The organism is Streptomyces sp. NPDC094034 (genome assembly GCF_040303865.1).
Lineage (GTDB): Bacteria > Actinomycetota > Actinomycetes > Streptomycetales > Streptomycetaceae > Streptomyces.
The window spans coordinates 58,577-79,548 of sequence record NZ_JBEOUD010000023.1 but is presented as its reverse complement, the minus strand read 5'-3'; the positions used below and the strand labels follow the sequence as shown (position 1 = coordinate 79,548).

General features: G+C 69.9%; 21 protein-coding genes. 7 read left to right on the top strand and 14 right to left on the bottom strand.

Going from position 1 to position 20,972, the window contains the following annotated elements; translation table 11 throughout:
* Positions 1 to 7: 7 nt before the first annotated feature.
* A complete protein-coding gene (gene hisI, locus ABTZ59_RS21335; protein WP_249950758.1) occupies positions 8 to 385 on the bottom strand; it encodes a phosphoribosyl-AMP cyclohydrolase in 378 nt (125 codons plus the stop codon).
* An 83-nt stretch (positions 386 to 468) separates the two neighbouring features.
* Here hisI and ABTZ59_RS21330 point away from each other — a divergent pair, with 83 nt between their 5' ends.
* Complete coding sequence (locus ABTZ59_RS21330) at positions 469 to 1,101, top strand: TIGR03085 family metal-binding protein (RefSeq protein WP_351407660.1); 633 nt, start codon at positions 469 to 471, stop codon at positions 1,099 to 1,101.
* A gap of 48 nt (positions 1,102 to 1,149) precedes the next feature.
* Here ABTZ59_RS21330 and hisF read toward each other — a convergent pair whose 3' ends face one another.
* The 8 genes from hisF to hisD are packed head-to-tail and all read right to left on the bottom strand — an operon-like array spanning position 1,150 to position 6,950.
* On the bottom strand, positions 1,150 to 1,905 hold the full coding sequence (gene hisF, locus ABTZ59_RS21325) for an imidazole glycerol phosphate synthase subunit HisF (protein ID WP_351407655.1): 756 nt from the start codon (positions 1,903 to 1,905) through the stop codon (positions 1,150 to 1,152).
* Complete coding sequence (locus ABTZ59_RS21320) at positions 1,902 to 2,372, bottom strand: RidA family protein (protein WP_351407643.1); 471 nt, start codon at positions 2,370 to 2,372, stop codon at positions 1,902 to 1,904. The genes hisF and ABTZ59_RS21320 overlap by 4 nt, the downstream gene beginning before the upstream one ends.
* The gene (gene priA / locus ABTZ59_RS21315) at positions 2,369 to 3,094 is read right to left on the bottom strand and encodes a bifunctional 1-(5-phosphoribosyl)-5-((5-phosphoribosylamino)methylideneamino)imidazole-4-carboxamide isomerase/phosphoribosylanthranilate isomerase PriA (protein WP_351408221.1); all 726 of its coding nucleotides are present in this window, start codon (positions 3,092 to 3,094) and stop codon (positions 2,369 to 2,371) included. The genes ABTZ59_RS21320 and priA overlap by 4 nt, the downstream gene beginning before the upstream one ends.
* Before the next feature lie 26 nt (positions 3,095 to 3,120).
* Positions 3,121 to 3,756 (bottom strand): imidazole glycerol phosphate synthase subunit HisH, encoded by a 636-nt coding sequence (gene hisH, locus ABTZ59_RS21310; RefSeq protein ID WP_351407638.1) that lies wholly within the window; start codon positions 3,754 to 3,756, stop codon positions 3,121 to 3,123.
* Positions 3,753 to 3,920, bottom strand: a complete 168-nt coding sequence (locus ABTZ59_RS21305) for a CG2302 family histidine operon protein (RefSeq protein ID WP_351407622.1) — start codon at positions 3,918 to 3,920, stop codon at positions 3,753 to 3,755. The genes hisH and ABTZ59_RS21305 overlap by 4 nt, the downstream gene beginning before the upstream one ends.
* A complete protein-coding gene (hisB, locus tag ABTZ59_RS21300) occupies positions 3,917 to 4,510 on the bottom strand; it encodes an imidazoleglycerol-phosphate dehydratase HisB (protein WP_351407617.1) in 594 nt (197 codons plus the stop codon). The genes ABTZ59_RS21305 and hisB overlap by 4 nt, the downstream gene beginning before the upstream one ends.
* Positions 4,507 to 5,622, bottom strand: coding sequence for a histidinol-phosphate transaminase (locus ABTZ59_RS21295; protein ID WP_351407611.1), 1,116 nt, complete (start codon positions 5,620 to 5,622; stop codon positions 4,507 to 4,509). Before ABTZ59_RS21295 ends, hisB begins: the two co-directional genes overlap by 4 nt.
* The gene (gene hisD / locus ABTZ59_RS21290) at positions 5,619 to 6,950 is read right to left on the bottom strand and encodes a histidinol dehydrogenase (protein WP_351407603.1); all 1,332 of its coding nucleotides are present in this window, start codon (positions 6,948 to 6,950) and stop codon (positions 5,619 to 5,621) included. The genes ABTZ59_RS21295 and hisD overlap by 4 nt, the downstream gene beginning before the upstream one ends.
* A 207-nt stretch (positions 6,951 to 7,157) precedes the next feature.
* On the opposite strand from hisD, the gene ABTZ59_RS21285 reads away from it, so the two are divergent.
* The 4 genes from ABTZ59_RS21285 to ybaK all read left to right on the top strand — a co-directional run bounded on the left by ABTZ59_RS21285 (position 7,158) and on the right by ybaK (position 11,248).
* On the top strand, positions 7,158 to 8,759 hold the full coding sequence (locus ABTZ59_RS21285; protein WP_351407594.1) for an oxidoreductase: 1,602 nt from the start codon (positions 7,158 to 7,160) through the stop codon (positions 8,757 to 8,759).
* Between the two features lie 185 nt (positions 8,760 to 8,944).
* Positions 8,945 to 9,973: a hypothetical protein gene (locus tag ABTZ59_RS21280; protein ID WP_351407587.1), complete on the top strand. Its 1,029-nt coding sequence runs from the start codon at positions 8,945 to 8,947 to the stop codon at positions 9,971 to 9,973.
* A gap of 5 nt (positions 9,974 to 9,978) precedes the next feature.
* Positions 9,979 to 10,716, top strand: a complete 738-nt coding sequence (locus tag ABTZ59_RS21275) for an LON peptidase substrate-binding domain-containing protein (protein ID WP_351407580.1) — start codon at positions 9,979 to 9,981, stop codon at positions 10,714 to 10,716.
* A gap of 31 nt (positions 10,717 to 10,747) precedes the next feature.
* Positions 10,748 to 11,248 (top strand): Cys-tRNA(Pro) deacylase, encoded by a 501-nt coding sequence (ybaK, locus tag ABTZ59_RS21270; protein ID WP_351407573.1) that lies wholly within the window; start codon positions 10,748 to 10,750, stop codon positions 11,246 to 11,248.
* 36 nt (positions 11,249 to 11,284) lie between these two features.
* On the opposite strand, the gene ABTZ59_RS21265 is transcribed toward ybaK, so the two are convergent.
* The 4 genes from ABTZ59_RS21265 to ABTZ59_RS21250 all read right to left on the bottom strand — a co-directional run bounded on the left by ABTZ59_RS21265 (position 11,285) and on the right by ABTZ59_RS21250 (position 15,317).
* Positions 11,285 to 11,953, bottom strand: a complete 669-nt coding sequence (locus ABTZ59_RS21265) for a DUF2567 domain-containing protein (RefSeq protein ID WP_351407554.1) — start codon at positions 11,951 to 11,953, stop codon at positions 11,285 to 11,287.
* 34 nt (positions 11,954 to 11,987) lie between these two features.
* Positions 11,988 to 12,851, bottom strand: a complete 864-nt coding sequence (locus ABTZ59_RS21260) for an ABC transporter permease (RefSeq protein WP_503003297.1) — start codon at positions 12,849 to 12,851, stop codon at positions 11,988 to 11,990.
* 22 nt (positions 12,852 to 12,873) lie between these two features.
* On the bottom strand, positions 12,874 to 13,845 hold the full coding sequence (locus tag ABTZ59_RS21255; protein WP_351408212.1) for an ABC transporter ATP-binding protein: 972 nt from the start codon (positions 13,843 to 13,845) through the stop codon (positions 12,874 to 12,876).
* Between the two features lie 122 nt (positions 13,846 to 13,967).
* The gene (locus tag ABTZ59_RS21250) at positions 13,968 to 15,317 is read right to left on the bottom strand and encodes an NYN domain-containing protein (RefSeq protein ID WP_351407534.1); all 1,350 of its coding nucleotides are present in this window, start codon (positions 15,315 to 15,317) and stop codon (positions 13,968 to 13,970) included.
* Between the two features lie 244 nt (positions 15,318 to 15,561).
* Between ABTZ59_RS21250 and ABTZ59_RS21245 the strand changes: the two genes are divergently transcribed.
* Positions 15,562 to 15,759, top strand: a complete 198-nt coding sequence (locus tag ABTZ59_RS21245) for a hypothetical protein (RefSeq protein WP_351407527.1) — start codon at positions 15,562 to 15,564, stop codon at positions 15,757 to 15,759.
* A gap of 85 nt (positions 15,760 to 15,844) precedes the next feature.
* Here the strand turns inward: ABTZ59_RS21245 and dnaE are convergent, their stop codons facing one another.
* Entirely contained in the window at positions 15,845 to 19,384 is a 3,540-nt protein-coding gene (gene dnaE, locus ABTZ59_RS21240) for a DNA polymerase III subunit alpha (RefSeq protein WP_351407519.1), read from the bottom strand.
* Between the two features lie 232 nt (positions 19,385 to 19,616).
* Between dnaE and ABTZ59_RS21235 the strand changes: the two genes are divergently transcribed.
* Entirely contained in the window at positions 19,617 to 20,957 is a 1,341-nt protein-coding gene (locus tag ABTZ59_RS21235) for a DUF2252 domain-containing protein (RefSeq protein ID WP_351407513.1), read from the top strand.
* Positions 20,958 to 20,972: the final 15 nt, after the last annotated feature.

Sequence of the window (20,972 nt, the reverse complement as noted above, 5' to 3'; positions counted from 1 at the left end):
CCGGACGTCAGCGGCCCAGCGGCAGTACGTCGGCGTCGAAGCACGTCCGCGCGCCAGTGTGGCAGGCGGCGCCCACCTGGTCGACCTGGACCAGAACGGTGTCGGCGTCGCAGTCCAGGGCGACCGACTTCACGTGCTGGACATGGCCCGAGGTGTCGCCCTTGACCCAGTACTCCCGCCGGCTGCGCGACCAGTAGGTGCACCGGCCGGTGGTCAAGGTGCGGTGCAGGGCCTCGTCGTCCATCCACCCGAGCATCAGCACCTCGCCGGTGTCGTACTGCTGGGCGATGGCCGGGACGAGGCCGTCGGCGCTGCGCTTGAGCCGGTCGGCGATGGCGGGGTCGAGTCCGCCGGCCGGACCCGCGGGTGGGGGCGTGCTGGTCATACGGCCATTGTGCCGCGCCGGCGGGGCGGGCGGACCGGGACGTCCACTGGGCGGACGGGACCTGGCCGCCGTAGGCTTACGGTATGTCGACCCATGCGAAGCGTGAACGACTTCTGCTCGCCGACCTGTTGGAGGCGGCGGGCCCCGATGCGCCGACGCTCTGCGAAGGCTGGCTGACCCGCGATCTCGCGGCCCATGTCGTGGTCCGCGAGCGCCGCCCCGACGCGGCGGGCGGGACGGTACTGGCCGTGCTCAGGAACCGGCTCGAACGGGTGCAGGCGGAGTATGTCGCCAAGCCGTACGAGGAGCTGATCCAGCTGATCCGGACGGGCCCGCCCCGGATGTCCCCGTTCGGCGTCAAGCAGATCGACGAGGCCGCGAACACCGTCGAGTTCTATGTCCACACCGAGGACGTACGGCGGGCGCAGCCGGACTGGACGCCCCGGGAGCTGGACAGCGTCTTCGCGAACACGCTGTGGTCGCGGCTGGAGAAGGGCGGCCGGATGATGGGCCGCAAGTCCCCGGTCGGCCTGGTGCTGCGTCGCCCGGACGGCCAGACGGCCGTGGCCCACCGCGGCACACCGGTGGTGACGGTCACCGGCGAGCCGGGTGAGCTGCTGCTCTTCGCGTTCGGCCGGCAGGCGGCGGCGAATGTGGAGCTGGACGGCGACAAGGACGCGATCGCACGTCTCCAGGAAGCGAAGCTCGGGATCTAGACGAGTCCGAAGTTTCGTTCCCTGGTGCCCCGGGGTATCCGCAGCGCGTCAGCGCACCGGATGCCCCGCCTCGCGCAGCGCGCCCTTGACCTCCGAGATCCGCAGATCACCGAAGTGGAAGACGGAGGCGGCCAGCACGGCGTCGGCGCCCGCCTCGATGGCCGGCGCGAAGTCACCGAGCCTGCCCGCGCCCCCGGAGGCGATGACCGGCACGGTGACATGCTCACGTACGGCCGCGATCATCTCCGTGTCGTAGCCGTCCTTCGTACCGTCGGCGTCCATCGAGTTGAGCAGGATCTCCCCCGCTCCCAACTCGGCCGCGCGGTGGGCCCATTCGACGGCGTCGATGCCGGTGCCCCTGCGTCCGCCGTGCGTCGTCACCTCGAAGGACCCTGACGGCGTACGCCGCGCGTCGACCGACAGCACCAGCACCTGCCGCCCGAAGCGCTCGGCGATCTCCCGTATGAGGTCGGGGCGGGCGATGGCCGCGGTGTTGACGCCGACCTTGTCCGCGCCCGCCCGCAGCAGCTTGTCGACGTCCTCCGGGGTGCGTACGCCACCGCCGACCGTGAGCGGGATGAAGACCTGCTCGGCGGTGCGGCGCACCACGTCGTACGTTGTCTCGCGGTCGCCGGAGGAGGCGGTGATGTCGAGGAACGTCAGTTCGTCGGCGCCCTCGGCGTCGTACAGCTTGGCCATCTCGACCGGGTCGCCCGCGTCCCGCAGGTTCTGGAAGTTGACGCCCTTCACCACCCGGCCGTTGTCCACGTCCAGGCAGGGAATGACCCGTACGGCGAGCGTCATCCGGCACCTCCCCGGCGCTTCTCGGGCCGCTGCGACTCGGGCCGCTGTGCCTCGGGCCGGTACGCCTCGACCTCGACCTCGACGACCAGACTCGGGTCGATGAAGCCGGAGACGACGATCATCGACGCGGCGGGGCGTACGGCGTCGAACAGTTCCTTGTGGGCGCGTCCCACCTCGTCGGAGTCCCGGACGTGGGTGATGTACATACGTGTGCGCACCACATGCTCCGCGCCGAGCCCCAGCTCCTCCAGCGCCTTGACGGCGACCCCGAAGGCGACCCTGGCCTGCTCGTAGGGGCCGCCCGCCGAGATCCTGCCGTCGACCATCGCCGTGCACCCGGCCACCAGCACCAGGCCGTTGGGGAGTTCCACCGCGCGGGAGTAGCCGATGGACTCCTCCCACGGACCGCCGGACGAGATCTTCCGTACCTCTCCGGCGCGTGCGCCGTCGCGTACGTCGTCGCTCATCCGGACACCGCCGCCAGCGCCTCTTCCAGGGTGAACGCCTTGGCGTACAGCGCCTTGCCGACGATCGCGCCTTCGACGCCCTCGGGCACCAGCGTGGCGATCGCGCGCAGATCGTCCAGCGAGGAGACCCCGCCGGAGGCGACGACCGGTTTGTCGGTCACGGCGCAGACGTTCTTGAGCAGTTCCAGGTTGGGACCCTGGAGGGTGCCGTCCTTCGCGATGTCGGTGACGACGTACCGCGCGCAGCCCTCGGAGTCCAGCCGGGCCAGTGTCTCGTAGAGGTCACCGCCGTCACGGGTCCAGCCGCGCCCGCGCAGTGTCGTACCGCGTACGTCGAGGCCGACCGCGATCCGGTCGCCGTGCTCAGCGATGATCTTGGCGACCCATTCGGGGGTCTCCAGCGCGGCCGTACCGAGGTTGACCCGCCTACAGCCGGTGGCGAGAGCCGCGGCCAGCGAGGCGTCGTCGCGGATCCCGCCGGACAGCTCGACCTTGATGTCCATGGCTTCGGTGACCTCGGCGATCAGCGCGCGGTTGTCGCCGGTGCCGAACGCCGCGTCGAGGTCGACCAGATGCAGCCACTCGGCGCCCGAGCGCTGCCAGGCCAGGGCCGCTTCGAGCGGGGAGCCGTACGACGTCTCCGTACCGGACTCGCCGTGGACCAGCCGGACGGCCTGGCCGTCGCGGACGTCGACGGCGGGCAGGAGTTCGAGATGCGGCACAGAGGGGCCCGGGGGCACAGATGACATCAGAGGGTTCCGATCCAGTTGGTCAGCAGCTGGGCGCCGGCGTCGCCGGACTTCTCGGGGTGGAACTGGGTGGCCCACAGGGCGCCGTTCTCCACGGCGGCGACGAACGGCTCGCCGTGGGTGGCCCAGGTGACCTTGGGGGCGCGGATCTTGGGGTTGGTGACCTCAAGGCCCCACTCGTGCACGGCGTAGGAGTGCACGAAGTAGAAGCGGGCCGCCGGGTCGAGCCCGGCGAACAGCTGGCTGCCCTCCGGCGCCTCGACGGTGTTCCACCCCATGTGCGGCACGATCGGAGCCTTGAGCGGCGAGACCGTACCGGGCCACTCGTCAAGGCCCTCGGTCTCCACGCCGTGCTCGATACCGCGCTCGAAGAGGATCTGCATCCCGACACAGATCCCCATGACGGGCCTGCCACCGGCGAGCCTGCGGCCGATGATCCACTCGCCGCGGGCGGCTGTGAGCCCCTTCATACAGGCGGAGAAGGCCCCGACGCCCGGTACGAGCAGGCCGTCGGCGTTCATGGCGCGGTCGAAGTCGCGGGTGATCTCGACCTCGGCGCCTGCCCGGGCGAGGGCGCGCTCGGCGGAGCGGACATTGCCGAATCCGTAGTCGAAGACGACGACGTTCTTGCTCATCCCCAGATCCCCTGGATACGCAGGACTCCGGCCACCAGACACAGCACGGAACAGATGCCCAGCAGCACGATCACACCTATGGGCAGCTTCTGCTTGTGGAACGAGTACACACCGCCGGCGAGGAAGAGCCCCACGACGATCAGAATGGTCGACAGACCTGTCACAGGGCACCCTTGGTCGAAGGAAGAATCCCCACAGCACGGGGATCGCGCTCGGCGGCATACCGCAGGGCGCGGGCGAGCGCCTTGAACTGGCACTCCACGATGTGGTGCGCGTTGCGCCCGTACGGAACGTGTACGTGCAGGGCGATCTGCGCCTGCGCGACGAACGACTCCAGGATGTGCCGGGTCATGGTCGTGTCGTACGCGCCGATCATCGGCGCCATGTTCTCGGGCTCGGTGTGCACGAGATACGGCCGCCCCGACAGGTCCACCGTCACCTGGGCCAGCGACTCGTCGAGCGGGACGGTGCAGTTGCCGAAGCGGTAGATGCCGACCTTGTCGCCGAGGGCCTGCTTGAAGGCGGCCCCGAGGGCCAGCGCGGTGTCCTCGATGGTGTGGTGCGAGTCGATGTGCAGATCGCCCTCGGTCTTCACCGTGAGATCGAACAGGCCGTGCCTGCCGAGCTGGTCGAGCATGTGGTCGTAGAAGCCGACTCCCGTCGAGACCTCCACCTCGCCGCTACCGTCGAGATCGATCTCGACGACGACGGAGGTCTCCTTCGTACTGCGTTCGACACGGCCGATGCGGCTCATGCGCGCTCCTTCTTCAGTTCACGTACCGCGTCGAGGAACGCGTCGTTCTCGGACGGGGTGCCCGCGGTGACCCGCAGCCAGCCCGGTACGCCGTTGTCACGGATGAGGACACCCCGGTCGAGGATCCGCTGCCAGGCCGTGCGGGAGTCCTCGAAACGGCCGAACTGGACGAAGTTCGCGTCCGACTCGGTGACCTCGTAACCGAGTCCCCGCAACTCCCTTACCAGCCGGTCCCGCTCGGCCTTGAGCGTCTCGACGTACCCGAGCAGCGTATCCGTGTGCTCCAGCGCGGCGAGCGCGGTGGCCTGTGTGACGGCGGAGAGGTGGTACGGCAGGCGCACCAGCTGGACGGCGTCGACCACGGCGGGGTGCGCGGCGAGATAGCCCAGACGCAGCCCGGCCGCCCCGAACGCCTTGGACATCGTGCGGGACACGACGAGCCGCGGCCGGCCCTCGATGAGCGGCAGCAGGGAGTCCCGGTGACTGAATTCGACATAGGCCTCGTCGACCACGACCAGGGACGGCTTGGCGGCCTGGGCGGCCTCGTGGAGCGCGAGGACGGTCCCGGCGTCGACCGCCGTGCCCGTGGGGTTGTTGGGCGAGGTGATGAAGACGACGTCGGGGCGGTGCTCGGCGATGGCCTTCCGCGCCGCCTCGACATCGATGGTGAAGTCCTCGTTGCGCGGTCCCGAGAGCCAGCCGGTGCCGGTGCCGCGGGCGATCAGGCCGTGCATCGAGTACGAGGGCTCGAAGCCGATCGCCGTACGGCCGGGACCGCCGAAGGTCTGCAACAGCTGCTGGATGACCTCGTTGGAGCCATTGGCGGCCCACACGTTCGCCGCGGTCAGCGGGTGCTTCCCGGTCCGGGTGAGATACCGGGCCAGCTCGGTGCGCAGCTCGACCGCGTCCCGGTCGGGGTAGCGGTTGAGGCCCCGCGCGGCCTCACGGACGCGCTCGGCGATCCGCTCGACCAACGGCTCGGGCAGCGGGTACGGGTTCTCGTTGGTGTTCAGCTGTACGGGGACGTCCAGCTGGGGCGCGCCGTAAGGGGACTTGCCGCGCAGCTCGTCCCGTACCGGCAGCTCATCGAAGTCAGGACCACCGGACGTCACTTTCCGGGCACCTTCCACGCGAACCTCGCCTTGATCGCCGCGCCGTGCGCGGGCAGGTCCTCGGCCTCGGCGAGCGTCACCACATGGTGGGCGACCTCGGCGAGCGCCTCCTCGCTGTAGTCCACGATGTGGATACCGCGCAGGAAGGACTGGACGGAGAGCCCCGAGGAGTGGCAGGCGCAACCGCCGGTCGGCAGTACGTGATTGGAGCCCGCGCAGTAGTCGCCGAGCGAGACCGGGGCATACGGTCCGATGAAGATCGCGCCGGCGTTGCGCACCCGCGCGGCCAACGCGGCGGCGTCGGCGGTCTGGATCTCCAGGTGCTCGGCGCCGTACGCGTCGACGACCAGCAGGCCGTCCTCGACGGAGTCGACCAGCACGATCGCGGACTGCCGGCCGGAGAGCGCGGGGACCACCCGGTCGTCGATGTGCCTGGTCGCCGCGACCTGCGTCGCCAGCTCCCTCTCGACGGCGTCGGCCAGCTCGGCCGAGTCGGTGACCAGGACGGCGGCGGCGAGCGGGTCGTGCTCGGCCTGGCTGATCAGGTCGGCCGCGACATGCACCGGGTCGGCGGTCGCGTCCGCGAGGATCGCGATCTCGGTCGGCCCCGCCTCGGCGTCGATACCGATCCGGCCGGTGAAGTAGCGCTTGGCGGCGGCGACCCAGATATTGCCGGGGCCCGTGACCATGTGGGCGGGCGCGCAGCCGTCGGGGCCCGGAACGCCGTACGCGAACATCGCGACGGCCGAGGCGCCACCGGCCGCGTACACCTCGTCGATCCCCAGCAGCGCGCACGCGGCCAGGATCGTCGGGTGCGGCAGCCCCCCGAATTCTTTCTGCGCGGGAGAGGCCAGGGCGATCGACTCGACGCCCGCCTCCTGGGCCGGCACCACGTTCATGATCACGGACGAGGGGTAGACCGACCGGCCGCCGGGCGCGTAGAGCCCCACCCGCCCGACCGGCACCCACTTCTCGGTGACCGTTCCGCCGGGCACGACCTGAGTGGTGTGCGCGGAGCGCCGCTGCGCGCGGTGGACCAGCCTGGCGCGCCGGATCGACTCCTCCAGCGCGGCCCGTACGGCCGGATCAAGCGCTTCCAGAGCCTCGACAAGGGCCTTTTCGGGCACCCGGACGCGCTCCAGCGTCACTCCGTCGTACTTCTCCGCGGACTCGATCAGTGCCGCCGTGCCCCTATGGCGCACGTCCTCGCAGAGCGGGCGCACCTTCTCCAGGGCGGCTTCCACGTCGAACTCGGCTCGGGGCAGCAGGTCACGCAGGTCTCCACCCTCGGGGAGGGTGTCGCCGCGCAGATCGATTCGTGAGATCACGGGGTCAATTCTCGCAGACCGGCTCAGGCCGTCGGTCGCGCGTATCACTGGCTGATACACGCCATGTTCACTACGGGTCACCATTAGCGTTCAGCACGTCACTCAGCGGGAACAACGCATGTACGACCAGCTTTCATCAGTCGCACAGACCATCCGTCATCAGTTGTACGGACCATCCGTACGCACAGGGGAAGCGGAGGCGCGGCCGTGACCGAGCCGCACAACGACGAATCTCCGGACTGGCTCAGCGCGGCGGAACTCGGCATGTGGCAGTCGTTCCGCAACGGCAGCACGTACGACCTGAGCACTCCGGACGCCTTACTGAACGACCCCTTCGCGCCGCATCCCTGGGGCACGGACCGCAGTGTCCGCGCCAGGGTCATCGCGTTGCTGCTGCTCAACGGCCCGGCCGCGCTGCCCGGCCGGGTCGCCGCGCTCAAACTCCGCGGGGTGCAGATCACCGGCACGCTCAATCTCGCGGGCGGCACCATCGCCCCGTATGTCGAGCTGAACCACTGCCGGTTCGAGAACGAGGTGGTGCTGCCCGAGTCGCGCTTCACCACCCTGCGCATGGTGGGCTGTGCCATCCCCCGGCTGGAGGCAGCCCGGCTGCACACCGAGGGAGATCTCCATCTGCCGCGCTGCCGGGTCGACCGGGGCATCCGGCTGACCGACGCGCAGATCGGTACGGATCTGCTGATCAGCCAGATCGATGTACGTCCCGACCGGCTGGGCCGGGCGATCACCGCGGACGGAATGTCCGTCGCCCAGGACCTCCAGGCCGATCAGATCGAGACATATGGCGAGGTCAGTCTGCGCGGCGCCAAGATCGGCGTGTCACTGAGCCTGCGCGGCAGCCGACTGCGCGCCGCGGAGGAGCGTCGGGCGCTCAACGCCCCGCAGCTGACGGTGGAGCGGTCGCTGTACATGACGGGCGCGTGGGTGAGCACGGACACCGGCGACCCGGGGATGACGCCCCCGCACGGCGTCGGCAGCGTCGCCACCCCCCTCCTCGGCACGCGGTTGCAGCGCTTCGAGTGCCGGGGCGGAGTGCGGCTGGACGACGGCCGCTTCGGCGACGCGGTCGACATGGACCAGGCGCGGTTCCATCTCGCGCCCACGGAGGAGTTGTCGCTGCGCCGGATCAACACCCCCGAGCTGCGGTTCAAGTGCGAGCGGGTGGAGGACGGCAGGGTCGTGCTGAGCGGCGCGAAGATCATCACGCTGGTCGACATGTCGACCAGCTGGCCGGGCCCCGGCGGGCTCGCGATGGGCGGTTTCGCGTACGAGAACCTCGTACCGTTCGGACACTTCCCGCTGATCAGACGGCTGGAGTGGGTGGCGGCGGCGACCCCGGAGTACTCCCCGGAACCATACGAGCGGCTGGCCCAGGTCCTGCGCAACAGCGGCGAGGACGCGGACGCGCGCGAAGTGCTCCTCGCCAAACAGCGCAGGCGGCGCGAGACGCTGCCGCTCGCGGCGAAGCTCTGGGGCTACCTCCAGGACTGGACGGTGGCCTACGGCTACCGGCCCGGCCGGGCGGCGCTGTGGATGGCGGTGCTCTGGGGAGCCAGTACGGTCGCCTTCGCCCGGCACGCCCCGCCGCCGATCAAGGGCGACGGACACCCGGCGTGGAATCCGGCGCTGTTCGCCCTGGACCTGCTCATCCCGGTGATCGATCTGGGCCAGGACGGCCACTGGCTGCTGGAGGGCGGCTGGCAGTGGGCGGGGGCGGTGCTGATCATGCTGGGCTGGATCCTGGCGACCACGGTGGCGGCGGGAGCGTCCCGGCTGCTGCGGCGAGGCTGACGGCCGCGACCGGCATGGACCCGGCATGGGCCGGAACCCGCACGGCCCCGGCATGGACCGGCATCCGGGGCATAACGACATCCGGAATTTCTTTACCTCGCCTTGACTTTGGGCGCCACAACCTTTTCGCCCGATGCGAAAGCTTCACAGCTGCCCCCTGGCGCGTCCTGGACCTGCGGTTTTCAATGGTCCGCACCATGTCATTGCTCCGCGCCCTGATCAGCACCGCGCGTATGGTCCGGCACACCCCGCAGCTCGCCGCCGGGCTGCCGCCGGACGACGCGGTGCTGCTCGACGCTCCCGACGAGCGGCTCGCTCCCGCGCTCGTCGCCGCCGCTCTCGGCGAGTACGAACCCGCGGCGAAGCTGCTCGCGACGACGCGCGAGGCCGCCGAGTGGGAGAACCGCGACCGCTATGTGATGCGGCTCGCCGCATTCGCGCACGCCCGTGACGGCTGGCTCACGGCCTGGCTGCGCGCGGCGCCCCGCGACCCCGACGCGCTGCTCGTCCGGGCCGAGCTGGTCATCCGCAGGGCCTGGGAGTCACCGGCCCGGGCCGAGCGGCTGCGCGAGACGGGCCCGATGATCGACGCGGCGGCCGACGGCGATCCGCGCGACCCGGTGCCCTGGCGGGTCGCGCTCGACCACGCCCGCGGTACGCACGCCGCCCACACCGCGTTCGAGTCGCTGTGGGAGCAGGCCGTGCGCCGCTCCCCGCACCACTACGGCTGCCATGTCGCGGCCCTCCAGTACCTCTCGGCCGAGTGGTACGGCTCGCACCGCGAGTGCTTCGACTTCGCCGAACAGGCGGCGCACGACGCCCTGCCCGGCTCCCTCGTACGCGCGCTGCCCGTACGCGCGGCCCTCACCCTGCTGCTGAGCGGCGAGCCCACCTCCGTACAGGCGGACCGGATCGACGCGGCGGCCGATCTCGCCATCGCGGTCTCCGCCGAGTACGCGGCGGGCGACCCGTGGCCCGCCGAGGTGCGCAATCTGCTGGTGTACGTACTGCTGGAGCGGGGGCGCTGGCAGGCGGCGCTGGAGCAGTTCCGGCTGATCGGACCGCACGCGACCTCCTTCCCGTGGACCTCGTTCACCGACGATCCGCTGGGTCAGTTCCTCGAATCGCGGCACGCCGTACGGATCCAGGTGGCCTCGGCGATGCCTTTGCGGAGCAGGACAGAACGGAGAGGGCCCCGCGGCCACTACGCTTGACCGTTGTGACCACCGCACGCCTCCCTCTCTTCCCGCTGAACGCGGTGCTGTTCCCGGGCCTCGTCCTGCCTCTGAACGTGTTCGAGGAGCGCTACCGCGCGATGATGCGCGAGCTGCTCAAGACCGATGAGTCCGAGCCGCGCCGCTTCGCCGTGGTCGCCATCCGCGACGGACACCAAGTCGCGCCGACAGCGGCCGGGATGCCGGACGGAACCGCTCTGCCCGATCGCGGGCCCGCCGCCGGCTTCGACCCCGACCCCCTGAAATCCTTCCACCCCGTGGGGTGCGTCGCGGACGCGGCGACGATACGCGAGCGCCCCGACGGCAGCTTCGAGGTGGTCGCCACCGGCACCACCCGGGTCCGGCTGCTCTCGCTCGACGCGAGCGGCCCCTATCTGACGGCCGAGGTGGAGGAGCTGCCCGAGGAGACGGGCGACGGCGCGGGCGCGCTCGCCGAGGGCGTGCTGCGCGCCTTCCGGAGCTACCAGAAGCGGCTGGCCGGGGCGCGCGAGCGCTCGCTCTCCGGCGACGAACTGCCCGACGAGCCCTCGGTGGTGTCCTATCTGGTCGCCGCGGCGGCCGTACTGGACATCCCGGCCAAGCAGCGGCTCCTTGAGGCCCCGGACATCGCGGCCCGGCTGCGTGAGGAGCTGAAACTGCTGCGGGCCGAGACGGCGGTGATCCGCCATCTCCCCTCGCTGCCCGCCGTGACACTGACGCACACGCCGTCCAGCCCCAACTGACACAGCTCAACTCACCGGGGGAAGACCCGCCTTGGCGAAGAAGTCCAAGAAGCAGCAGTCCGGTGGCACGCCGGCGACGGTCGCCCTGACGGCCGCCGGCACGCCGTACACCCTGCACGCGTACGAGCACGACCCGGCGTCGCCCTCATACGGCGAGGAGGCGACCGAGGCCCTGGGCGTCTCCCCCGACCGGGTCTTCAAGACCCTGGTCGCGGACGTCGACGGCGAACTGACCGTGGCCGTCGTGCCGGTCGCCGGATCGCTCGATCTGAAGGCTCTCGCGGCGGCGGTCGGCGGCAAACGCGCCTCGATGGCGGACCCGGTGACCGCGGAACGTACGACAGGTTATGTACGCGGGGGAATCTCGCCCTTGGGACAGCGCAAGCGGCTACGCACCGTAGTGGACGCCTCCGCGGAGGCGCATGCGACGATCTGTGTCTCGGCGGGCCGCCGGGGCCTGGAGGTCGAGCTGTCCCCGGCGGATCTGGCGTCGCTCACGTCGGCGGTCCTGGCGCCCATCGGCCGAAGCTGAGAGCAGGTCCTGTCCGACACCTGGGTCGGACAGGACCTAGGCCCTGTCCGTCGGGGCGTCGTCGGGCGCCGGACCGTACGCCGCCGGACCCCAGCCGTCCCAGCGCGGCTCCGGATCACGCGGACCGAACAGCGCCGTCAGGGCCAGATGGACCACCATCGCCGCGATCGGCCACGCCAGCAGCGCGCCCTTCGCGTTCAATTCGAGCGGCGCGTCGAACGTGACGCCCTTGCCGACCGCCCTGGCGTGCGCCACCACGTCCGCCGTAGGCCCGAACCAGACACCGATCTGCCAGGCGAGCACCGCGCCCAGCAACCCGCCCAGCGCGAGTCCCACCACCAACGCGATACCGCCGCGCCTGCGGAAGACGAAGACCAGCACCGCGCTGACCACCCCGAAGGCGAGCGCCAGCAGCAGGAATGTACCGTCCACCGCGATCGCCTCCTCGCCCTCGGTGTCCTTGAGGAACACCGCGGTCTCGTCGGAGATCAACGGGATGCGCGGCGAGAGCCACAGCCACAGCAGTCCGAGCGCCAGACCCGAGAGCGCGACCGCCACCATCACCACGACGGCCTGACGTAGTTCGGTGGTCATATCGGGCCCCTTCTCCGCTTCGGCCCCGGAATAGGGCGATTCCCCGGCCTGCGGTGTCTGCCAGGGATCGTCGTGCGGCGGTTGGTGGGGCGGTGTCAAAGGTGCGGTCACTGTGCCATCGTGCCAGTCCCGGCCAGGGGGTGCCTCATCGGACCGCCGCCCGCCGGTACGCCCAGGTGGCCACGGCCAGCGAGCAGACACCCACCGCCGCGCACACCGCGAGATCGAAAGCCACCACCGGCCAGTCGGGACGGGCGTCGAACGTACGGGCAAGGGCCTCCACCCCGTACGTGGAGGGCAGCAGATCACGCGCGTACGCGATCGGGCCGGGCAGCCGGTCCGCGGGCAGCACACCCAGCAGCAGCGCCGCCGACATACCCAGCTGGCCCAGCAGCGTCGCCAGCTCCTGCCGGGGCGCGAGCAGCCCGAGCGCCGCCCCCAGACCGGCGAGCGCCGCACCGGACAGCGGGATCACGGCGACCAGCACCCAGAGATGGGTGAGCGGCAGTTGGAAGAGCACACTGCCGGTGACGGCCGTGACCGCCGTGCCCGGCACCGTGAACGAGGCATAGGCACCGGCCGCGCCGAGCACCACCGCCGCGGGCGGCACGGGCAGCGTGGCGTAGTGGTCGAGCCCCCCGCTCGCGCGCAGCTGACCGAAGTACTGGGCGAGCAGATTGAGCGCCACGAACGCGACGACGAGCACACTCGACCCGGCGACCACCGCCCGCGCCTCGTCACCCCCGTCCACCACGCCCCGCATCAGGATCATGATCCCGACCGACTGGAACGTCGCCACGAAGAGCAGCGGGATGCGCGCGACCCGGGCCCGGGACAGCTGGGCGCGGTACACGGCGGCGAGCGAGGGCAGCAGCCGCGCCCGGGGCGCGAGCGGCGCGGGCGGGCCGTCCGCCGGCTCGTTCACGGGCGCGGTCCCGACTCTCCCGGACACGGCCTCCGCGGGCACGATGCTCACGTGGTACTGCTCCTGTTCGGTACGGACGTACATGCGTCGCTCACGAAACGGCTGCTCACGCCTTGACCAGCCCCTTCGCCCGGCCGCCGAGCGCCAGATAGACATCTTCCAGACTCGGCGTCGCCAGTGTGAAATCGTCCAGCGCCGCGAAGGCGGCGCCACCGGTCACCGCGGCGACCGCGGCGCGCGCCTCGTCCGGTGCGAGCCGCAGCACCCAGCGGCGCCCCGACTCCTGCGCCGAGTCCCGCAGCGCCGCGACCTCGGGAACGTCGAGCGGCGCGCGCTCGCGCCACACCAACTCCACCCGCACCTCGCCGGCGACCTCTTCCTTGAGCCCGGACGGGGTGTCACAGGCGATGACCTTGCCCCGCTCCAGCACGGCCACGCGGTCCAGCACGGTCTCGGCCTCGATGACGTTGTGGGTGACGAGCACCACGGTCACACCGTGCTCGGCGCGCCGCCGGTCCACGGCCGCCCACACCGCGCGTCGCGCGACCGGGTCCATACCGGTGGTCGGCTCGTCAAGAACCAGCACGGGCCGCTCCCCCACCAGCGCGGCGGCGAAACAGGCCAGCCGCCGCTGGCCGCCCGACAACTTCTTCAGGGGCCGCCCGGCGATCTCGGTGAGTCCCAGCTCCGCCAGCACATCGTCCCGCGCGGCCCGTGCGCCCCGCAGCGACAGTCCACGCAGCCGGCCGGTGGTCTCCGCCGCGAGCGCGACGGTCAGTTCGTCCAGCGCGGTCGACTCCTGGCCGAGATAACCGATGAGCCGGGAGGCGCGCTCGGGATGCCGCACCAGATCGTGCCCCAGGACCTCGACCTCACCGGAGTCGGGCCGCATCAGACCCGTGAGCTGGCGTACGAGAGTGGACTTGCCCGCGCCGTTGGGCCCGAGCAGCCCGAAGATCTCACCGCGCCGGACATCGAGGGAGACCCCATCGGTGGCCCGCACCGCCGGCGTCCCGGGAACACCGCGTCTGCCGCGCGCGGCGGGGTATGTCTTGACCACATCGCGCACCACGCACACCGTACTCACGAGCAAGGACCTTACGTTGTAGGGGTACCTTGCGCCTCCGGCGGGGGGCGTGGTCGCGGTGCGTTTCGGCTGGGTCCGCAGGAGGCGCCGGAGGCGCACCCGCCCCCGCACACCTACGGCGAAGCCGTATCCGCCGCCGCCCGCACATCGATCTCCCGCCAGAACCCCGCCCGAATCGCATACCGATCATGCTCATCGATCTGGTCGTCCTTGTGCGCCAGCAGCCCGAAGCGCGCCGCGTACCGCAGCAACTCCCCATCAATACGGTGCGGAACCCGCGGATACATCACGGACAGCCTCTGCACATGTCCCGCGTCCGGCAGCCGTTCCATCCACCGGCGCGCGAACACCTGTCCCACCTCGAACGGGTCGCCCCCCACCGTCGTGATGTCCTCCTCCCGGTCCGCCCAGCGCTGCTCCGCGCTGGTCAGCTGGGCCAGGGTCGGCAGCGAGGCCGTCTCCGGCGGCTCGCCCGCCGTGCCGCTGCCCGGCCGCTCGACCCATCCCTTGTCGGAGGACCACCGAAGCGTCGCCCCCGCCGGATGCGGCCCGGACTGCTGGCCGGGCTGCTGCCCGGAGGGGCCCTGGGCCGGGGCGCCGGGGCCGCGCAGGCCCGCCAGGTCCTTGGGCGTCGGAACGCCCTTGCTGCCCGTGCCCGCCGGATGGGGTTCCGCGCCGGGTCCCCCGGGGGCGGACGCCGACGAGCCGTTGCGCCCGACAGCGGAAACCCCTGGAACCCCGGAAACGCCGGGAACACCGGCAGCAGCGGCTCCCGCGCCGCCCTCCGCCTCCGCCTCCGCCGCCCGCTCCGCGGACGCGGCCAGCGCGGATTCGGGCAGTGGCGCCGAAAGAATCGCCGCGATCTCGGGCCGCGGCGCCGGCGGCGGCGCGCAGACGCCGCCCAGGTCCTTGGCCCGTACCGCCTTGGTGATCCAGGCCCGGTCGAGCACCCGCCGCTCATCGGCCTCGGCGACCAGATCCTCGGACTGGTTGTAGTCGCCGTCGGCGGCCTGCACGGCCCAGAGATGGACCGCGACGCCATGCTCCTTCGCGGACATCAGGCCGGGTAGCAGATCCCCGTCCCCGGTCACCAGCACCACGTCCGAGCAAGCGCGATTTCTGGCCAGCTCGGTCAGCTCCGCGTGCATCGCCGCGTCCACCCCCTTCTGTGCCCAGCGCCCGTCGCTGCGCGTGAGCGCGCCGAGCCGGACGGTGACGCGTGACATCACGCGCAGCCGACGGTGCTCGGGTTGGGGGACCCGGTCGGGGGCGCCGTCGAACCAGTAGATACGGAGCAGCGGCTGTTCCGTATCGGCCTCGGCCCGTTCTCGAAGGCCCTGGATGAGGGCGGCGTGGTCGACGGTGATGCGGGAACGGGCCGGTTCTCCGGCGAGGAGACTCGCGGCGGCGCCCAGCAGATAGCCGGCGTCCACCAGGACGACGCAGCGGTCCACGTGTTCCACCTTCTTTCGGGAACCTCGGGATCGTGAGATCGGGAGTTACTGCGGGTTTCCTTCGAGTCTGCCCGACGGCAAGAGGGTTAACGTCCGGAACTCGATCATCGGCGTGGCGTATCGATGCCCCGGAAGCCGATCAAGCCGCTGACAAGGGACCACTACACACGGCAATGATCCAAAATGCGCCAATTGGCGGCTTATGTGAGGCTGAACCCGGCCTGGCATCCAAACCCCGGCAGGAGGCAGCACCATGGCCAAGAACAAGAACCGGGATCGCAGCAACAAGCAGCACGCGCAACACGCGCAACACGCCCGCTCCGACGCCGAGCGTGGCACCGAAGAGTCGAAGTCCTCGTCGATGGAGGACCGGTCAGAGCAGGTGCAGTCGAGGATCACGCCGACGGATGTACCCCACAAGGGCAAGCAGAAGCGATTCGGCCACAACTGACCCCACCACCCGCCGTCCGTAACCGTATGAGGGGCATCCCGTGTGCCGGGGTGCCCCTCCTACGCGTGCGTCCGCCGTGGCGCGGCTACCCGGCCAGACAGGACGGGCCGAGCAGGACCTTCAGATCGCCGAAGAGCGCCGGATCGGGCTGGACGCGGTGCCGGTCGAGCCGGAGCACGGTGGTCTTCCTGGCGCCCTGGAGCTTGATCCTGACCTCGGAGTTGCCCCGGTGGTGGCTGAGGATCTCACCGAGCCTGCTGACCATCGGAGGGGTGAGCTTCACCGTCGGGATCGTGATGGTGACGGGAGCGTCGGTGCCCGCCGACGACACGTCAGGGACCTGGAGTTCCATGGCGACGAGGCGGGGGATGTCCTCGCGCTTGTCGAGCCGGCCCTTGACGAAGACGACCGTGTCCTCGACCAGTTGGGTGGAGACCAGCTGATAGGTCGCGGGGAAGAACATGCACTCGATGGAGCCGGCCAGATCCTCGACCGTCGCGATCGCCCACGCGTTGCCCTGCTTGGTCATCTTGCGCTGGAGGCCGGAGATGATGCCGCCGATGGTGACCACCGCGCCGTCCGCGTGCTCACCGCCGGTCAGTTGGGAGATCGCGGCGTCGGACTTGTCGGACAGGACATGCTCGATACCGAAGAGCGGGTGGTCGGAGACGTACAGCCCGAGCATCTCCCGCTCCTGGGCGAGCAGATACGACTTGTCCCACTCGACGTCCGAGAACTCGACGTCGAGTCCGAAGCCGGGCTCGCTGGTCTCCTCCTCGCCCATACCGCCGAAGAGGTCGAACTGCCCCTCGGCCTCCTTGCGCTTGACCTGCACCACGTTGTCGATCATCGGCTCGTGATGGGCGACCAGCCCCTTGCGGGTGTGGCCCATCTCGTCGAAGGCACCGGCCTTGATCAGCGACTCGACGGTCCGCTTGTTGCAGACGACGGCCTCGACCTTGTCGAGGAAATCGGGGAACGTCGCATACTTCCCCTTCGCTTTACGGCAGCGGATGATCGAGTCCACCACGTTCTGCCCTACGTTCCTGACCGCCGTCAGACCGAACAGGATCACATCGTCACCCTGCGCGGCGAAGTTCGACTGCGACTCATTCACATTGGGCGGCAGCACCTTGATACCCATGCGCCGGCACTCGTTGAGATAGACCGCCGACTTGTCCTTGTCGTCCTTCACCGAGGTGAGCAGCGCCGCCATGTACTCGGCGGGGTGGTTCGCCTTGAGATACGCGGTCCAGTACGTGACCAGGCCGTACGCGGAGGAGTGCGCCTTGTTGAAGGCGTATCCGGCGAACGGGACCAGCACGTCCCACAGGGCCTGGATCGCCTCGTCCGAATAGCCGTTCTTCTTGGCCCCGGCCTGGAACAGGACGAAGTTCTTCGCCAGTTCGTCGGCCTTCTTCTTGCCCATCACGCGGCGCAGGATGTCGGCCTCGCCGAGCGAGTAGCCGGCGATGATCTGGGCGGCCTTCTGGACCTGCTCCTGATACACGATCAGACCGTGCGTCAGGCCGAGGACCTCCTTGAGAGGCTCCTCCAGCTCCGGATGGATCGGCGTGATCTCCTGCTGGCCGTTCTTGCGCAGCGCGTAGTTCGTATGCGAGTTCATGCCCATCGGGCCCGGCCGGTACAGGGCCGAGACGGCGGAAATGTCCTCGAAGTTGTCGGGCTTCATCAGCCGCAGCAGCGAGCGCATCGGTCCGCCGTCGAACTGGAAGACCCCGAGCGTGTCACCGCGGCACAGCAGCTCGTAGGTCTTCGGGTCGTCCAGCGGCAGGGCGAGCAGGTCGAGGTCGATGCCCTTGTTGGCCTTCACCATCTTGACGGCGTCGTCCATGATGGTCAGGTTCCGCAGGCCGAGGAAGTCCATCTTCAGCAGGCCGAGCGACTCACAGCTCGGATAGTCCCACTGCGTGATCGTGACGCCGTCGGTGTGCCGCACCCAGACCGGCACATGATCGGTGATCGTCTCACTCGACATGATCACACCGGCCGCGTGCACACCCATCTGCCGGACCAGGCCCTCCACACCCTTCGCGGTGTCGATGACCTTCTTCACATCCGGCTCGTTCTCGTACATCCCCCGGATCTCCCCCGCCTCGCCGTAGCGGGGGTGCTTGGGGTCGGTGATTCCATTGAGGTCGATGCCCTTGCCGAGGACATCGGCGGGCATCGCCTTCGTGAGCCGGTCGCCCATCGCGTACGGGTAACCGAGCACCCGCGCGGAGTCCTTGATCGCGTTCTTCGCCTTGATCTTGCCGTACGTACCGATCATGGCGACCTTGTCGTGGCCGTACTTCTCCGTCACATAACGGATCACCTCACCGCGTCGGCGCTCGTCGAAGTCGATGTCGACATCGGGCATGGAGATGCGCTCGGGGTTGAGGAACCGTTCGAAGATCAGACCGTGTTCGATCGGGTCGAGGTCGGTGATCCCCATGGCGTACGCGACGATCGAACCGGCGGCGGAACCACGGCCGGGGCCGACCGCGATGCCGTTGTTCTTGGCCCACATGATGAAGTCGGCGACCACGAGGAAGTACCCCGGGAAGCCCATCTCGATGATGATGCCCATCTCGTACTCGACCTGCTTGAGCCGGTCCTCCGGGATGCCGTTCGGGTAGCGGCGGGCCATGCCGCGCAGCGTCTCCTCACGGAACCAGGTGACTTCGGTGAAGCCCTCGGGCACATCGAACTTGGGCATCAGATTCCGCTCCTGGAACCAGCCCTCCGTGTCGATCTGCTCGGCGACCAGCAGGGTGTTCGCGCACCCCTCCTGCCAGGCGTCGGAGGAGTCCACGGCGTACATCTCATCGGTGGACTTGAGGTAGTAGCCGGACCCGTCGAAGCGGAAGCGGTCCGGGTCCGAGAGGTTCTTTCCGGTCTGGATGCACAGCAGCGCGTCGTGCGCGCTCGCCTCGCCCGCGTACGTGTAATGCGAGTCATTGGTGACCAGCGGCGGGATCCCCAGCTTCTTGCCGACCTCCAGCAGCCCGTCCCGCACGCGCCGCTCGATCTCGATCCCGTGGTCCATCAGCTCCAGGAAATAACGGTCCTTGCCGAAGATGTCCTGGTACTCGGAGGCCGCTTTCAGCGCCTCGTCGAACTGGCCCAGGCGCAGCCGGGTCTGGAGCTCCCCCGAGGGACAGCCGGTCGACGCGATCAGCCCCTCCGACCACTTGGCGATGGTCTCCTTGTCCATCCGCGGCCACTTCTGGAGCCAGCCCTCCGCGTACGCGTCCGAGGACAGCCGGAACAGATTGTGCAGACCGGTCTGGTTCGCCGCCCAGATCGTCTTGTGCGTATAGCCACCGGAACCGGACACGTCGTCCCGCTTCTGGTGCGGCTGGCCCCACTGGATCTTCCGTTTGACGCGCCGCGACTCCGGCGCCACATACGCCTCGATCCCGATGATCGGCGTCACCCCCGCCTTCTTCGCCTGATGGAAGAAGTCGTAGGCGCCATGCAGATTGCCGTGGTCCGTCATCGCGATATGCGACATGCCCATCTCTTTGCAGGCGTTGAACATGTCCCCCAGCCGCGCGGCACCGTCCAGCAGCGAGTACTGGGTGTGGACATGCAGGTGCGTGAACGGCGGCTTGGTCACGGCGAGGGCCTCCAGCGAGCGGACGACACGGTGTGGTTTCCAGGAGTGAACCTGTTGTTTCCAGGGCTGAACCCCGGGCCCCACAGCGCTGCGGACAGTCTGGGGGGACAGCCTCGAAGTCTACGTCTCGGGACTGACAGCGGCGGGCACTCGCGAGTAGCGTCACGCGTTGCCCACACCGGGGGCGGCCACGTCCCTCACTCCACTGTCATGCACCAGGAGGCACCCCGCGATGTCCGTCCCGCGACCCGTTGAAACAGCTGATGAGCAGCGTGGCGAGGAGATCCTCGCCGTTTTCGACACCGCGTTCGGTGAGCTCCTGGCGGCCGATCCCGCCGCTTTCCGGGTGAAGTTCCGGAAGATGGCGGCGTCCGCGTTCGCCTTCTACCGGGGCACGGCGTGCCTCTTCTACCACGACCTGGAGCGGGAGCGCGGGGCGCGCGGGGCCACCGGCCCGTTCCTCGACGAGCGCACCGGCCGGGTGTGGATCCACGGCGATCTGCACGCCGAGAACTTCGGCACGTACATGGACGCCAACGGCCGGCTGATCTTCAACGTCAATGACTTCGACGAGGCGTATGTCGGCCCCTTCACCTGGGACCTGAAGCGCTTCGCCGCCTCCCTCGCCCTGATCGGCTACACCAAGGCACTCAGTGACGAGCAGATCACCGAACTGGTGGAGATCTACGCGGGCGCCTACCGCGAGCGGATCCACGCGCTGGCCACCGGCGCCAAGACCGACGAGGTCCCGCCGTTCACCCTGGACACGGCGCAGGGCCCGCTGCTGGCCGCCCTGCGCTCGGCCCGCTCGCTGACCCGCTTCGGGCTGCTCGACTCGATGACCGAGATCAGGGAGTACGAGCGCCGCTTCGCGCCGGGCGGCGGCTCCATCGAACTGGACGCCGCCACCCGCTACAAGATCCTCGCGGCCTTCGACGGCTATCTGGAGACCCTCCCCGAGTCCAGCCTCGCCCGCCCCGACTCGTACCGTGTGAAGGACGTCGTCGGACGGCGCGGCATCGGCATCGGCTCCGCGGGGCTGCCCTCGTACAACATCCTGCTGGAGGGCAACAGCGACGCCCTGGAGAACGACGTCGTGATCTATATGAAGCAGGCGCAGACCCCGGCGGTCTCGCGGCACATCACCGACCGGGCGGTACGGGAGTACTTCCAGCACGAGGGCCACCGCACCGTGATCTCGCAGCGGGCGCTCCAGGCCCACGCGGACCCGTGGCTGGGCTGGACCGAGCTGGCGGGTACCGGACAGCTGGTGGCGGAGGTCTCGCCGTACGCCGTGGATCTGGACTGGTCGGATCTGGACGACCCCGAGGAGATCGCGGCGGTCGTCGCCGACCTCGGCCGCGCGACGGCCACGATGCACGCGGCGGCGGACAACGAGAGCGGCCACTCGCTGGTGCCGTTCTCCACGGAGCGCTCCATCGACGCGGCGATCGCGGCCGACGAGGAGAGCTTCGGCGCGCTGCTGGTGGACTTCGCGCACACGTACGGCGCCCGGGCCAGGGCCGACCACCAGATCTTCGTCGACCTGTTCCGCAACGGCAGGCTGGGCTGAGCCCAGGCTGCCCGG

Coding starts and splice junctions, on each gene's coding strand:
- ABTZ59_RS21235 (WP_351407513.1), top strand. CDS start 19,617: ATGTCCGTCCCGCGACCCGTTGAAACAGCTGATGAGCAGCGTGGCGAG.
- hisB (WP_351407617.1), bottom strand. CDS start 4,510: ATGAGCCGCATCGGCCGTGTCGAACGCAGTACGAAGGAGACCTCCGTC.
- hisF (WP_351407655.1), bottom strand. CDS start 1,905: ATGACGCTCGCCGTACGGGTCATTCCCTGCCTGGACGTGGACAACGGC.
- ABTZ59_RS21245 (WP_351407527.1), top strand. CDS start 15,562: ATGGCCAAGAACAAGAACCGGGATCGCAGCAACAAGCAGCACGCGCAA.
- hisH (WP_351407638.1), bottom strand. CDS start 3,756: ATGAGCAAGAACGTCGTCGTCTTCGACTACGGATTCGGCAATGTCCGC.
- hisI (WP_249950758.1), bottom strand. CDS start 385: ATGACCAGCACGCCCCCACCCGCGGGTCCGGCCGGCGGACTCGACCCC.
- ABTZ59_RS21330 (WP_351407660.1), top strand. CDS start 469: ATGTCGACCCATGCGAAGCGTGAACGACTTCTGCTCGCCGACCTGTTG.
- ABTZ59_RS21280 (WP_351407587.1), top strand. CDS start 8,945: ATGGTCCGCACCATGTCATTGCTCCGCGCCCTGATCAGCACCGCGCGT.
- ABTZ59_RS21260 (WP_503003297.1), bottom strand. CDS start 12,851: ATGTACGTCCGTACCGAACAGGAGCAGTACCACGTGAGCATCGTGCCC.
- ABTZ59_RS21320 (WP_351407643.1), bottom strand. CDS start 2,372: ATGAGCGACGACGTACGCGACGGCGCACGCGCCGGAGAGGTACGGAAG.